The sequence below is a fragment of the Bradyrhizobium sp. URHC0002 genome (assembly GCF_054059515.1).
In genome coordinates, this window is the sequence record NZ_JBSSCF010000001.1 from 2919864 (window position 1) to 2933137 (window position 13274).

The 13274-nt window shown below is 62.0% G+C and carries 11 protein-coding genes; 3 read left to right on the forward strand and 8 right to left on the reverse strand.

From position 1 onward, the window contains the following. Positions 1-36: 36 nt before the first annotated feature. Positions 37-1779 (reverse strand): ABC transporter ATP-binding protein/permease, encoded by a 1743-nt coding sequence (locus ACVWVY_RS14075; RefSeq protein WP_456626912.1) that lies wholly within the window; start codon positions 1777-1779, stop codon positions 37-39. Positions 1780-2084: 305 nt separating this feature from the next. On the opposite strand from ACVWVY_RS14075, the gene ACVWVY_RS14080 reads away from it, so the two are divergent. Next, on the forward strand, positions 2085-3749 hold the full coding sequence (locus ACVWVY_RS14080; RefSeq protein ID WP_456626913.1) for an L-lactate permease: 1665 nt from the start codon (positions 2085-2087) through the stop codon (positions 3747-3749). A 74-nt stretch (positions 3750-3823) separates the two neighbouring features. Here the strand turns inward: ACVWVY_RS14080 and ACVWVY_RS14085 are convergent, their stop codons facing one another. Next, positions 3824-5278, reverse strand: coding sequence for an acetamidase/formamidase family protein (locus ACVWVY_RS14085; protein ID WP_456626914.1), 1455 nt, complete (start codon positions 5276-5278; stop codon positions 3824-3826). Positions 5279-5521: 243 nt separating this feature from the next. Here ACVWVY_RS14085 and ACVWVY_RS14090 point away from each other — a divergent pair, with 243 nt between their 5' ends. Further along, entirely contained in the window at positions 5522-5920 is a 399-nt protein-coding gene (locus ACVWVY_RS14090) for an META domain-containing protein (protein WP_456626915.1), read from the forward strand. Positions 5921-6033: 113 nt separating this feature from the next. On the opposite strand, the gene ACVWVY_RS14095 is transcribed toward ACVWVY_RS14090, so the two are convergent. The 5 genes from ACVWVY_RS14095 to ACVWVY_RS14115 form a co-directional block, all read right to left on the reverse strand. Next, positions 6034-6726 (reverse strand): hypothetical protein, encoded by a 693-nt coding sequence (locus tag ACVWVY_RS14095; RefSeq protein WP_456626916.1) that lies wholly within the window; start codon positions 6724-6726, stop codon positions 6034-6036. A 220-nt stretch (positions 6727-6946) separates the two neighbouring features. Beyond that, positions 6947-7333, reverse strand: coding sequence for a VOC family protein (locus tag ACVWVY_RS14100; RefSeq protein ID WP_456626917.1), 387 nt, complete (start codon positions 7331-7333; stop codon positions 6947-6949). 268 nt (positions 7334-7601) lie between these two features. Beyond that, positions 7602-8801, reverse strand: a complete 1200-nt coding sequence (locus ACVWVY_RS14105) for a hypothetical protein (protein WP_456626918.1) — start codon at positions 8799-8801, stop codon at positions 7602-7604. 274 nt (positions 8802-9075) lie between these two features. After that, a complete protein-coding gene (gene groL, locus ACVWVY_RS14110; protein WP_456626919.1) occupies positions 9076-10722 on the reverse strand; it encodes a chaperonin GroEL in 1647 nt (548 codons plus the stop codon). Between the two features lie 162 nt (positions 10723-10884). Beyond that, positions 10885-11181, reverse strand: a complete 297-nt coding sequence (locus tag ACVWVY_RS14115; protein WP_247517682.1) for a co-chaperone GroES — start codon at positions 11179-11181, stop codon at positions 10885-10887. 337 nt (positions 11182-11518) lie between these two features. Between ACVWVY_RS14115 and ACVWVY_RS14120 the strand changes: the two genes are divergently transcribed. Continuing rightward, a complete protein-coding gene (locus ACVWVY_RS14120) occupies positions 11519-12034 on the forward strand; it encodes a hypothetical protein (protein ID WP_456626920.1) in 516 nt (171 codons plus the stop codon). 172 nt (positions 12035-12206) lie between these two features. Here ACVWVY_RS14120 and ACVWVY_RS14125 read toward each other — a convergent pair whose 3' ends face one another. Next, on the reverse strand, positions 12207-12983 hold the full coding sequence (locus tag ACVWVY_RS14125; RefSeq protein WP_456626921.1) for a protein phosphatase CheZ: 777 nt from the start codon (positions 12981-12983) through the stop codon (positions 12207-12209). Between the last annotated feature and the right edge of the window lie 291 nt (positions 12984-13274).

The following is a 13274-nucleotide window of genomic DNA, read 5'->3' on the forward strand; positions in this document are numbered from 1 at the left end:
CTCCAGGAACGGCGTAGCCCGGATGGAGCCCGCGGCCTACTGAACCGACGCCAGCTTGCCGTCCTTTAGCGCGAAGCGATCGCCATCACGCACCATACTGATGTTGCGCTCGTGGAATGCATCCAGCGTCGAGCGGTGGCCGATCGAGACGATGGTGGTGTCCGGCAGCTTTTCCGCAAGCAGTTTGTACAGCGCCGCTTCCGAGGGCTCGTCGAGCGAGGCGGTCGCCTCGTCGAGGAACAGATAGTCCGGCTTGTGCAGCAGGGCGCGCGCCAGCCCGAGACGCTGCTGCTCGCCCAGCGACAGCATGCGATTCCAGTGCGCTTCCTCTTCCAGCCGCGGACCAAGCAGCGGCAGGCCCACCATGGCGAGCACGCCTCTCACCTGGTCCGGGTTGAAGCCTTCGGTCTCGCCGGGATAGACGATCGCCGCGTGCAGCGATCCGATCGGGAAATACGGCCGTTGCGGCAGCATCATCAGGGATGCACCGGCGGGAACGTTGATCGCGCCGTTTCCGAATGGCCAGATGCCGGCGACGGCGCGGAACAGCGTCGATTTGCCGGACCCCGACGGTCCGGTCAGGAGCGTACGCTCGCCGGCGCGAAGGCTGAGGCCGTCGGCAGAGACCAGCGGCTTGCCATTGGGCAAGTTCACCAGAAGCTGTTGCAGGCTGATCTCGGCTGTCGCGGTCTGGGCCATGCCGATCGAACCGGGTTCGGTCGGCAGGGTGGTGGCGCTTGCAATCGATCGCTCAAACCCGTCGAGACGGGCGACCACCGCGCGCCATTCCGCCATGGTGCGGTAGACGGTGACGAAGAAGGACAGGGCGTCCTGCACCTTGCCGAAGGCTTCCGCGGTCTGGGTCAGCGCACCCAGCTGGATCTTGTTGGCGAAATAGGCGGGTGAGACCAGCGCGAAGGGAATCACCACCGCCGCCTGTGCATAGCTTTGGGTGAAGGCTGTCAGCCGCTTGGTGCGGCTCATGATGCCATACCAGTTGGCGATGACGCGGGAAAAGCGCTCCGACAGCCGCTCGCGTTCGGCGGGCTCGCCCTTCAGCAGTGCGATCTGCTCGGAGTTCTCGCGCACCCGCACCAGGTTGAAACGGAAGTCCGCCTCCAGCCGCTGCTGGTTGAAATCGAGGGTGACCAGTGGCGAGCCGATCCACTGCGTCAACGCGGTGCCGAAGATGGCGTAGATCAGCGCGGCCAACACCAGATAGCCGGGGATCGTGAAATCGATGCCGTACAGCACCAGCGGTGCAGCCGCTGACAATCCCCAGAGGATGACGACAAAGGACGCCAGCGAGACGATGGAACTGAGCAGCCCCACCCCTAACGAGAGTGTCTGGCTGACGAACAGCTTGACGTCGTCGCTCATGCGCTGGTCGGGGTTGTCGGCGGCGTCGCCCTGCAACTGCATGCGGTAGTGATTGGCGTCATGCATCCAATCTGCGAGATATTTGCTGGTCATCCAGCTGCGCCAGCGGATCTGGAGCCACTGGTTCAGATAGAGCTGATAGACCTGGAGTGCGACCAGGATCGTGGCGAGCACGCAAAACACCAGCATTTCGCGGATGAAGCTGTCCGAGTCCTTCTCCTGCAGCGCGTTGTAGAAGCGGGCGCGCCACAAATTGATCAGCACGTCGTTTCCGACCAGCGCCAGCTCGATGGCGATCACCGCGGCAAGCAGTCCGCGGCCGGCCCATTTGTCCTCGGAATTGAAATACGGGGCGGCGATTCGCCACACCGTCGCGAGCGTCGAGCGGATATTTTTCACAGATTCACCGTCTCCGGAGGAAGGCCCTCAAGGCCTTGAAGGGATGGAAGAATTACAGGGCCTGCGACGAAAGTTATGTGGTTTCTGGCCTGCGGCAGCTTGTCGCAACCGCCGCCGAGAGCCTAGCATGGCCGGAACGGCGAGGGGCGGCGGCCATCAAACTTCGCGAGGTTGTGAGCGGACTTCTGGCGAAACCGGATCAGCCCCCAGCCCCGCATGCAAGGACGCTCCCGCGATCGCCGAAAAACGTGCCTGACCGTCCACGCTGGCGGGCTCGCTGAACAACAATGTCGGGGAGAACCGCAATGTGGGATCAACACTATAATCCGCTTGGCAACGCCGCGCTGTCGACGATTGCCGCCGCCGTGCCTGTGGTCACGCTGCTGGTGCTGATCGCCAGCGGCAAGGTGAAGGCGCATGTGGCTGCGATCATTGCCGTGATCCTGACCAACCTGATCGCGATCTTCATCTTCACCATGCCCGCGGGGATGTCGATCCGTGCCTCCTTGCTCGGCGTCGTTGCCGGGTTCTTCCCGATCGGCTGGATCGTGCTGAACGTCATCTTCCTCTACCAGCTCACGGTCGCAACTGGCCAATTCGAATTGTTGAAACGCGCGGTCGGCGGCGTCACCGAGGACCGGCGCCTGCAACTGCTGTTGATCGCGTTTTCGTTCGGTGCGTTCTTCGAGGGGGCTTCCGGCTTTGGTACGCCGGTCGCCATCACCGGCTCGGTCCTGATCGGCCTCGGCTTCTCTCCGCTGGCCGCCTCCGGCCTGTCGCTGATCGCCAATACTGCGCCGGTGGCCTATGGCGCGCTCGGTACGCCGATCCAGGGTCTCGCCTCGGTCACGGGATTGGATCCCTACATCCTCGGCGCGATGGTCGGCCGGCAATTGCCGGTGTTCTCGCTGATCGTGCCGTTCTGGGTGGTATGGGCCTTCGCCGGCTGGCGGGGCATGAAGGAGGTCTGGCCGGCCATTCTGGTGACTGGCCTTTCGTTCGCGATCCCGCAATTCGTGATCTCGAACTACATCAACCCATGGATCGTCGATATCGGCGCCTCGCTGATCTCGATGGGCTGCCTGATCCTGTTCCTCAGGGTGTGGCAGCCCAAGCAGCTCTGGCGGTCGGCGGCGCTGCGCGGCCGCGATGAATCGGCGGCGACCATGACCGCGCCGAAACCCATGGACACGACGCCGCTGACCCAGAGCCAGCTCTGGAGCGCGTTGTTGCCGTGGATCATCGTCTGCGTCGTGATGCTGGTCTGGGGCAACGGCGGGTTCAAGACCTGGGCGAACTCGATCTTCACCTGGAATTATCCCGTTCCCGACCTGCACAACATGATCAACAAGGTGCCGCCGGTGGCGGCCAAGCCGACACCGGAAGGGGCGGTGTTCGCGTTCACCTACCTGTCGTTCACCGGCACGGGCATGTTGATTGCCGCGATCGTTTCCGGCCTGCTGGCGGGCTTTAGTCCGGCCAGGATGATCGGGGAATATGGCCGAACCATCAGGCTGTGCGCGATCTCGCTGATCACGATCTCGGCGATGCTGGCGATCGGCACGTTGACGCGGCTCTCGGGTGTCGATGCGACACTCGGTCTCGCCTTCGCTGCAACCGGCGTGCTCTATCCCTTCTTCGGGACGCTGCTCGGCTGGCTCGGCGTGGCGTTGACGGGATCGGATACGGCGTCGAACATCCTGTTCGGCAATCTGCAGAAGATTACCTCCGAACAACTCGGCTTGTCTCCGGTGCTGATGGCCGCCGCCAACTCCTCCGGTGGCGTGATGGGCAAGATGATCGACGCGCAATCGATCGTGGTCGCCTCCACCGCAACCAACTGGTATGGACACGAAAGCACGATCCTGCGCTTCGTGTTCAAGCATTCAATCGCGCTGGCCTGTCTCGTCGGCCTCCTGGTCATGTTGCAGGCCTACGTCTATCCATTCACGGAGATGGTGCTGAAATAGCCGCCGCGATCGAAGCGATCGATAACGATCCCCGCGGCCGGCGCCGCGGGGATATTCATAGGAGAGGGATTTGGTCAGGTCTCGCCGCCTGCAAAAATATCCTTCTTGATGACCGCATGGACGCCCCAGTTTCCATCGACCACCTGGGTGATGCCGAAATCGACGCCGACGGTAATCAAGGAGATCGCTTCATCCTCCGTCAGCTTCTTGGTCGTCATCAGGAATTTGCGCATCTTGCGGAACGCATCGCGCAAAGCGAGGTCAACTGACGATTTCGAGTAAATCTCCGACTGCGCCTTGTCTCCCAATTCGGTGAGATAATTGGCGAAGCTGAAGCCGTGCACCAGCCACTCATCCCTGGTTTCCAGCATCGGATAGTCGAGGGCTTCGAGAGCCGTTCCAACGAGATCGGCTTTCTTGTGCAGAATGATCTGGAAGGTGCCGTTCAGCGAGCTTTCGATGGCCGTGCCGCACAGCTCCGAGTCTCCCTGCGAAGCGTGCGGGTCGCCAACAGAAAGCAGGCCGCCTTCGACCGCGACCGGATAATACATCGTGGCGCCCTTGCCGATCCGCCAATTGTCGATGTTGCCGCCGGTATAGCTTGGCGGAATTGAGTCGACGATATCGGCTTCCTTTGGCGCCAGGCCGATGACGCCGAAATGCGGACGTATCGGAATCCGCACATTCTTCAGGATGCCGTGGTTCTCCTTGATCGTGGCGTGATCGACCGGAACGCCGGGATAGTCGATGGTTTTGTGCACCACGCCCGAAGGATCGGTCTGTGGAGTCCATTGGAAATTGTAGACGGCTTTCGCCCAGTTGCGTTCGCCTGACGCGTCGACCTCGTAGATCGTGATGACTTCGCGCGGTTTAGGCTCGGTCAACAAGTCTTTATAGTGAAAACCCCACCATGCCGCCGCGTTGCTGCCGAAAGTCTTTCCAGGATATTGCGGATTGGCGCATGGCCGGGGCGTGACGTCGATAATGCGCAACTCGATCACGTCGCCCTCCTGGGCGCCGCGCACGTAGACCGGGCCTGTGCAGATGTGCACGCCAAGGCCCTCGCCGGCGCCACGTCCGAACAGCGAGGCATCCATCGGTCCGGCGCCACGACGGTTTACGCCCTTCTTTTCCTTGGTCCACAGGAACACGCTTTCGGCGCCGGGATCGCCCTTTACCATGCGCTCGGCGTCGTCGTTGGCATGGTGGGTCAACGCCTCAATGGTGATGAAGTCGCCGGAATCGATCTCGACCTGCGGTTTCAGCTTCTTGCTGAAATAGCCCCAATGCACCGTATCGGCATTCGCCGGCAAATGGTGATAGGAGCGCTTGGCAGGTTGGTTCTTTTCGGCGGCAGCCGCCATCTGCGGCGTCACCAGAGAAATGCCGCCCGCGGTCATCGCTGCGACGCCCCCGGCCGCGGCGAAGCCGGACCTCAAGAACGACCGACGTTCCCGATCAAGCGTTTCCTTGAAGCTGCGGTGGTGCAATTCATATTCCGGACAGTTCTTGTCATCACCCGCGCACATCGTGTCTCTCCCCGATTTGAACGCGCATTCAGGCGCACGCCTGATCCCACCTCAGTTCATCGCAACAGTCAAAGCGTTGCGGCATCATGAAGTGAACGAAAAATAGCTCCTTTGCTTATTGCCTAAGCCTTGCGTGCTCAACTTTTGACAAACGCCCTAGCCAATCACGCCGTTGTTCAATAAAACGGCGCGCGGTGACGGGCGCAGGTGTTTCGAGGGGGTTGCATGTTTTCATTCGCACGCATGTTTCAGGCCGGGGTGGGCTCGCTGCTGCTGATCGCTACCGCACTGCCGTTCGGCCCGGCCCGGGCCGATGATGGCTTTCCGTTCGGGACGGAAATGCAACTCGACGTGGGCCGCCAGCCCGGCTCCAAACGGATCCCCAATCTGGAGATCGGCGATGCCGGCGAGGTGGTCCTCGAACTCTGGTGCAAGGGCGGCAAGGGCCAGTTCTCGGTGGCGGGCAACACCGTGATCTTCGTCGCCGGCGCGATGGAAAACCGGCCCTGTCCGCCAGACCGGGCGCAGGCCGATGACGAGTTGATCGCGGCCTTGACCGAAGCGGGGACGTGGAAACGGCAGGGTGATTTCGTGTCGTTCGTCGGCGCGAAGACGCTGCGGTTTCGCATCAACACGAACTAGAGCGTTTTCGAGCGAAGTGGGTACCGGTTCGCGTCAAGAAACGCGTCAAGACAAGAATCCTGAGTATCGGTTCTGATTCATCAGAACCGATCGTGCTCCAGGCGGGAGCTCCGTTACTGCGTCGCGATCAATCCGCTGGCGGTGGCAATGACCCAGCGGTTGCCCCAGCGCACGATGGACTCCACGCGTCCGAGTCCGGGAATTGTGTCGCCGCGTGCAGCCATCCGAATTCCTTCAGGACCTTCGAGAACAGCGGTGCCGTCCCTGACATCGACAACCGTCCAGCCGGGAATCGTCGCCGGCCTGGTTTCCGGCGCGGCCACCAGGGGCTGCCGCATCGCGATCGCAGCGGCGGAAGGGCCTGCATTGGCCTGGGACATCGGGCCCGCAGCCGGGCGTGCACCGCTCGGCAACAGGGCCGATGGCTTGGGGATGCTTCCGACAATGGCGGGCGAATCTGACGTCGTTGCCGCCTTTCGCGTGCCTTCAATCCTGCCGCTTGATCGTGCTTCGGCAATTCGCGGCGAGGGAGCTTCTTTCTGTGCCACTTCCACAAGACCGAGTTCGCTTGCGAACTGGGGCCAGTTCAGGCCGCCGGCCCATCCCAGTCCAAAGCTTGCTACCAGCGCTGCCGCGACCAGCACAGCGGCGCGTGCCCGATCGCCAAATGGCTCCCGCACCACCAATACCTGGTCTCGATCGGATTTGAGGAAACTCCACAGGCTCGCGGATTGCTCCCGCCACTGCCCGGCAATCACATTGCCCGACCAACTGCTTTCAAAGGTACTCGGCTCGCGGTCTTGCATGATGTGATCCAATTTTCGGATAATCGATGATGTTCCTCTAAGCTGAATCGAATCTTAACAATCAAAGTCCGGGGCCAGATCATTGCAGTGGATAGATCGGCTTGGGCGATGAAGGTCAGTCGCCGGCCGCCGGGACGCCGGCGTGCTGGAAACGTCAGGGTGATTTTGTCACGCTGATCGCGACCAGCACGCTGCCCAACCACGACCGCAAAGCGCCAGCCTACTCAGTGGCGTGGAGTTCCGGTTTCGTCGCGATTTCGACAACGACATTGCCGGGTGCGGCGCAGTAGAAATGCGTACGGCGTCCGTTGCCACCTGCGTGCTTTATCTCTCCCGGCGAGCAGCCGGCGGCCGCCAATTCGTCGTGCTTGGCTTGCACGGCGGCCGGATCGCCGACGTAGAAACCGATATGGAAGGTTTCCGGGTAGATGGCCCGGTCCTGTTTTTTCGTCTTCATCAAAGTGAGGACGAATTCCTCATCATTACTCATCAGCATGAATGCGCCGGAGCCGCGTTCGAGCAAGGGTTTGAACGCGAAGTAGCGTTCGAAGAATGCGCCCAGACCGGCGACGTCCGACGTGGCGAAATTGATGTGCTTGAGTTGCATGGTCTCATCCGTTCAGATTTGAGGAACGGACAGAAACGAAGCCGAAGCTGACGAGAAGGCCGAAAACCCGGTGCGCACGACCAACCGGCAGCGTGACGACGTCGTCACTCCGTCCGGCCGTGGGTCCAACCGCAAGCGGGGATAGAATTCCCGTTTCCGGGAACAGGCCGGGCTTACCAATCCGGCCATACCTATTTTCGGCGGGAGCCGGATAGCACGCGCCAACGCTCGACGTCAAACTACGCAACCTCGATGAGCGACGCGCGCCCTATTTCCACACCGACTTGTCGGCGTCCCAGCGCTGGCCCTTGAACTCTTTCGCCAGTGCCTCGACCGAGCCATTGTCGTCCTTTGGCTCGCCGCCTTCCTCGTCGCCGGTGGACTCTTCCGTCAGGTTCAGCTTCGCGCCCGTGCCTTCATCCGCGGTTGTGATCACCGGGCTCGAGATCCACAGCATCAGCCTGTCCGATGCGCCCGGTTTGTCCGGGGAGACCAGCGCGGTGACCTCGACACTTTCGGTGAGCGCGAGTGGCGGGTAGACCGGGCTCGGCCGCTTGAAGGCCAGTTTCAGTTTGCCGGTATTGGCATCCCACGTTGCGCCCGCAGCTTTGGCGACGAGCGTTTTGGCCAGCACGCCCGACATCGCGGAAGCGATCTTGTCCTTGTTGATCTTGTCGCCGTCGCGCCATTCGGCCGCGGCAAACCGGATGGTGCGGTCCATCTCGACAGCGCCGCTGGTCCATCCCGCCGCGACCACGCCCGGCATCGATTTGGCCTTCGCAATCAGTGCTGCGGCGCGCTCCGGATCGGCCGTGAGGTTGATGGTCTGCTCGCCGGCGCGCAGCGCATCGCAGGAAATCGAAAGGCTCGAGAGCCCGACCTCGACGGCCTCGCCCTTCAGGCTTTTGAGGAAGTCGAGCGCGGCGTCGAGCTTGACCCGCACGCCGAACGCTTCCGGCGAAACCTCGGTAAAATCCTTCGGCGCCGGGGTGATGCCGTCGTCGCTGGTCTGGTTGTCCAAAAATTCCTTCTCGCTGAGATCGGAATTTTCCGTCGAGGTCACTTCGGTCACGGCCTGGCCGATCGTGATCTGGCCGCGGAATTCGAACGTGTCGCCGGTCGGCTTGCGCAGCAATTTGATGGCGACCGGCAGCTTGTCGCCGAGGCTCTGCGTCGTGCCGGTCAGGTTCTGGCCGTTGACGGCGAGGTTGGCGACGAAGCGGTCCTTGCGGTCGGAGCCTTTCGCGGCGGGGTAGCAGACGTCGAGCACGGCCGCGGTGACGTTCTTGCCCTGCCGGGTTTCCTTCAGGATGACGTCGGCGTTGCCGCCCATCAGGCCGTCGATCGCGGTGAAATAGCGCGTCTCGGCCGCGCCCGGCGTCGTCTTGGAGGGAAGTTTCATCTGGGCGAAAGCGAGGCTCGGGAAGACCGTGATCAGACCGAGCAGGAGGAGGAAGCGCGCGCGCATATGAAATTCCCTTAAACGATGAAATCGGCAGGGGTCGTAAGTAGCAAACCCCGGCAGCGTTTTCGAGCCAGCACGTCCTCAACCGATCGGGCGCGCTTCATCGCCAAAAAAGCCAAAAAAGAAGGCCGCCCGGAGGCGGCCTTCGACTGATTGATCGGGAAAACGGGGCTTTGGTAGCGTTTTCGAGCGAAGTGGGTACCGGTTCGCGTGAAGAAAACGCGTCAAAACAAGAATCCAGAGCTTCAGTTCTGATTCAGTCAGAACCGGTAGTGCTTTAGAACCCCATGCCGCCCATTCCGCCCATGCCGCCGCCACCGCCGGGCATCGGGGCTGCCGGCTCCTTCGGCAGTTCGGCGACCATGGCTTCGGTGGTCACCAGCAGGCCGGCGACCGACGAAGCGTCCTGCAGCGCAGTCCGCACCACCTTGGCCGGGTCGATGATGCCCTTGTCGACCATGTCGACATATTCCTCGGTCTGGGCGTCGAAGCCGAAGGTCTCGGACTTGTTCTCGAGGATCTTGCCGACCACGATCGAGCCCTCGACACCGGCATTCTCCGAGATCTGGCGAACCGGAGCTTCCAGCGCCTTCAGCACGATATTGATACCGGCCTGGACGTCGGAATTGTCGTTGTGGATGCGGCCGACAGCCTTCTTGGCGCGCAGCAACGCCACGCCACCGCCCGGCACGATGCCTTCCTGCACGGCCGCACGGGTCGCGTTGAGGGCGTCCTCGACGCGGTCCTTCTTTTCCTTGACCTCGATCTCGGTCGCGCCGCCGACGCGGATCACCGCGACGCCGCCGGCGAGCTTGGCCAGACGCTCCTGCAGCTTCTCACGGTCGTAGTCCGAGGTGGTTTCCTCGATCTGCGCCTTGATCTGCGTGACCCGGGCCTCGATGTCCTTCTTCTTGCCGGCGCCCTTGACGATCGTGGTGTTTTCCTTGTCGATCACCACCTTGCCGGCGCGGCCGAGCATGTTGACGGTGACGCTTTCCAGCTTCATGCCGAGTTCATCGGAGATCAGCTGACCGCCGGTCAGGATCGCGATGTCTTCCAGCATGGCCTTGCGGCGATCGCCGAAGCCCGGCGCCTTGACGGCGGCGACCTTGAGGCCGCCGCGCAGGCGGTTGACCACCAGCGTCGCCAGCGCCTCGCCCTCGACGTCCTCGGCGATGATCAAAAGCGGACGGCCGGACTGCACCACGGCTTCCAGCACCGGCAGCATCGACTGCAGGCCGCTCAGCTTCTTCTCGTGCAGCAGCACGTAGACGTCTTCCAGTTCGGCCGTCATCTTCTCGGCATTGGTGATGAAGTAGGGCGACAGGTAGCCGCGGTCGAACTTCATGCCCTCGACGATGTCGACTTCGGTCTCGAGCGACTTGTTTTCCTCGACCGTGATGACGCCTTCATTGCCGACCTTCTGCATCGCCTGGGCGATCATCTTGCCGATGGCGGTGTCGCCGTTGGCGGAGATGGTGCCGACCTGGGCGACTTCGGACGAAGCGGCGACCGGCTTGGCGCGCTTCTCGATGTCCTTGACGACGGCGAGAACGGCGATGTCGATGCCGCGCTTGAGATCCATCGGGTTCATGCCGGCGGCGACCGACTTGGCGCCTTCGCGCACGATCGCCTGCGCCAGCACGGTCGCGGTGGTGGTGCCGTCGCCGGCGGTGTCGTTGGTCTTGGAGGCGACTTCGCGCAGCATCTGCGCGCCCATGTTCTCGAACTTGTCCTCGAGTTCGATTTCCTTGGCGACGGTGACGCCGTCCTTGGTGATGCGGGGAGCGCCGAAGCTCTTTTCGATCACGACGTTGCGGCCCTTCGGGCCGAGCGTCACCTTCACCGCGTTGGCGAGAACGTCGACGCCGCGCAGCATGCGGTCGCGGGCGTCGCCGGAAAATTTAACGTCTTTGGCAGCCATGTTTTGGACTCCTTGAGAGTTGGGGGGCAATCGGCTGCCGCTCTTTCAATCGTCATTGCCGGGCTTGACCCGGCAATCCACTTTCTTTGGAAAGTGATGGATGCCCGGATCATGTCCGGGCATGACACTTGAGAGTGCGGCGGCGGTTCGGGGCCTATTCGATCAGCTCAGCACGCCCATGATGTCGCTCTCCTTCATGATCAGGAGTTCTTCGCCGTCGAGCTTGACCTCGGTGCCCGACCATTTGCCGAACAGCACGCGGTCGCCGACCTTGAGATCGATCGGAATCAGCTTGCCGGCTTCGTCGCGGCCGCCCGGGCCCACGGCGGTGATTTCGCCCTGGGAGGGCTTTTCCTTGGCGCTGTCGGGAATGATGATGCCGCCCTTGGTCTTCTCTTCGGCATCGATGCGCTTGACCACGACGCGGTCGTGCAGCGGACGGAATTTGGATTTGGCCATGACGTCTCCTCTTGAAGTTCCGTGGAAGGGCGTGGTTTCAGGTCTGTGCCATCGAAAATGGCTGGTAATGCCGGGCATTCGACGCCGCCCCGGGCGGGACAGCACGACCCTTAGCAATCTTCGTATTTGAGTGCTAAACGTGGGGCCGGGGAATATGGCTTGGCGCTGTTCCTGTCAAGCAAACAAGGGGGTTAAGTCCTTGGTGAGGCCAATATAGGATGCTCACGGAAACCAAATCGGCGCAGCGGCGTAATTTTAACGGACGTCATTGCTCCGGCAGGCGTTTTGCGATTGGCTGCTTGACGGGAGCGGCTAAGGATTTGCTCGGGGGAATACGATGATCAGCTCACGTAATGCGCGTACGATTGCCAATCTGGCGATCGCGTCGGCGCTGACGGTCTTGCTGGCGGGGTGCAGCAGCATGAGCCTGCCGTCGATGTCGTCCAGTCCGGCGCCCGACGCCGAGCCCGGCGTTGCGCCCGAAATGCCAGCGACCATCCGCTCCGACGAGATCGTCGGCCGCTGGGGTCTGGCCTCGTTCCAGAATCCCAACGACCGCGCCCGCACCGAAGCGGCGGCGCGCGGGCAGTGCAAGCAGCCCTATGTGATCAGCGCCGGCACTTCCGGCGGCGTCGTCATGCATCTGGCCGACCAGGCCACCCCGCAGGAGCTGCGCCTCAAGGGCAGCCCGAGCGGCAAGAACTATATCGGCCCGGCGGGCCCGACGCCCGGCGAACAGGACCGCGAGATCGTCTCGTTCGACGGCCGCGTGCTGATCACCCGCTTCATCGACAAGGACGCCGCGGTCCGTTACGGCAACATGGTCTACGTGCGCTGCGCGCCGCGGGCGTGAGGCGGCGACACGCTCGCCGTCATTGCGAGGAGCGAAGCGACGAAACAATCCATAGCGCGGCATAAGCGATAGATGGATTGCTTCGCTCGCAATGACGTGGTTGGGCCATCGCAAAACAAAAAACGCCGGCATCGCTGCCGGCGTTTTGTTTAGTGCGTGTTAACCAGTTCGATCAATCGAACAGCGCGTCGATGTCGTTCTGCGAGGCGTGACCGTCGTCGCCGTCCAGCTTCGGGCCGTTCAGCAGTTTGGCGTCACCTTCGCGGGTATCAACGATCGGGGGGGCGTGCGCCTTGATGGCATCGACGCCACCCCAGATCTCCATCATCTCGATGATGTGCTTTTCGATGAATTTCATCGTCTGCATCACCTTGCTGATGCGCTGGCCCGTCAAGTCCTGGAAATTACAGGCCTCGAAGATCGCGACGACGCGTTCCTGGATTTCCTCGCTGAGCAGTTTTTGCTGGTCGGGCGAGATGTTCTTGGACAATGCGCTCGCAGCCTGGTCGATCGCCTCGACGGCCTCGAGAATCTGCTGGGTGGCCTGTTCGGTGCCGCCGACGACGGCGCCGAGTTCGCCATTGACCTTGGCCATCTCCTGGCCGTCAAAGCTGGTGCCGTGCAGGGTTGCGATTTCGCGCTTGGTACGGTTGATCGCGTCGTGAATGAGGTCAAGCTCGACCTTGAGCTTCGCGCACTGCTCGATCTGGGCGCGATAGGTTTCCAGCAACGCGTGGGCATCCGCGGTCTCGCGCGCGATATCCGTGGCGACAGCCGAACCGTCGCGGGCGTGGCCGAAGCCCGCCATCTGCGCGCGGATCGTGCGCAGCTCGGCCATGATCTCACGATGCATCGGACCGATCTCGCCGCCTTCGACGGCAGGCATGATAATTGGCTCGTCGCCCAGAAGAGATTGTTCGATACGAAAACGTTTGCGATTGACCGACATGAGTTTTTCCCACCCCTTCACTTCCGGAGTGTTCTAAACCGATGCGATTTAACGTGAGGTTCACGCCGGAACGCTTCGTGGCAGAGGTTTGCCTGCGGCCGCACACCAACGATTAACCATGAGCGGGCCGCGTTCACGCAAAATAAACGCTACCGGGCAAATCCGCGCGCGATTGCTGACGTGGTGAATCGAAACGGCTGATCTGTTTACCAAACCGATTAGGTTTTGATTTGTATTGATCGCGTGCAGCGGCGTTCGTCGAGCCGCCGGCAACCCGCAGTGACGAACAGT

Coding starts and splice junctions, on each gene's coding strand:
- ACVWVY_RS14080 (WP_456626913.1), top strand. CDS start 2,085: ATGTGGGATCAACACTATAATCCGCTTGGCAACGCCGCGCTGTCGACG.
- ACVWVY_RS14115 (WP_247517682.1), bottom strand. CDS start 11,181: ATGGCCAAATCCAAATTCCGTCCGCTGCACGACCGCGTCGTGGTCAAG.
- ACVWVY_RS14085 (WP_456626914.1), bottom strand. CDS start 5,278: ATGTGCGCGGGTGATGACAAGAACTGTCCGGAATATGAATTGCACCAC.
- ACVWVY_RS14125 (WP_456626921.1), bottom strand. CDS start 12,983: ATGTCGGTCAATCGCAAACGTTTTCGTATCGAACAATCTCTTCTGGGC.
- groL (WP_456626919.1), bottom strand. CDS start 10,722: ATGGCTGCCAAAGACGTTAAATTTTCCGGCGACGCCCGCGACCGCATG.
- ACVWVY_RS14095 (WP_456626916.1), bottom strand. CDS start 6,726: ATGCAAGACCGCGAGCCGAGTACCTTTGAAAGCAGTTGGTCGGGCAAT.
- ACVWVY_RS14120 (WP_456626920.1), top strand. CDS start 11,519: ATGATCAGCTCACGTAATGCGCGTACGATTGCCAATCTGGCGATCGCG.
- ACVWVY_RS14105 (WP_456626918.1), bottom strand. CDS start 8,801: ATGCGCGCGCGCTTCCTCCTCCTGCTCGGTCTGATCACGGTCTTCCCG.
- ACVWVY_RS14090 (WP_456626915.1), top strand. CDS start 5,522: ATGTTTCAGGCCGGGGTGGGCTCGCTGCTGCTGATCGCTACCGCACTG.
- ACVWVY_RS14100 (WP_456626917.1), bottom strand. CDS start 7,333: ATGCAACTCAAGCACATCAATTTCGCCACGTCGGACGTCGCCGGTCTG.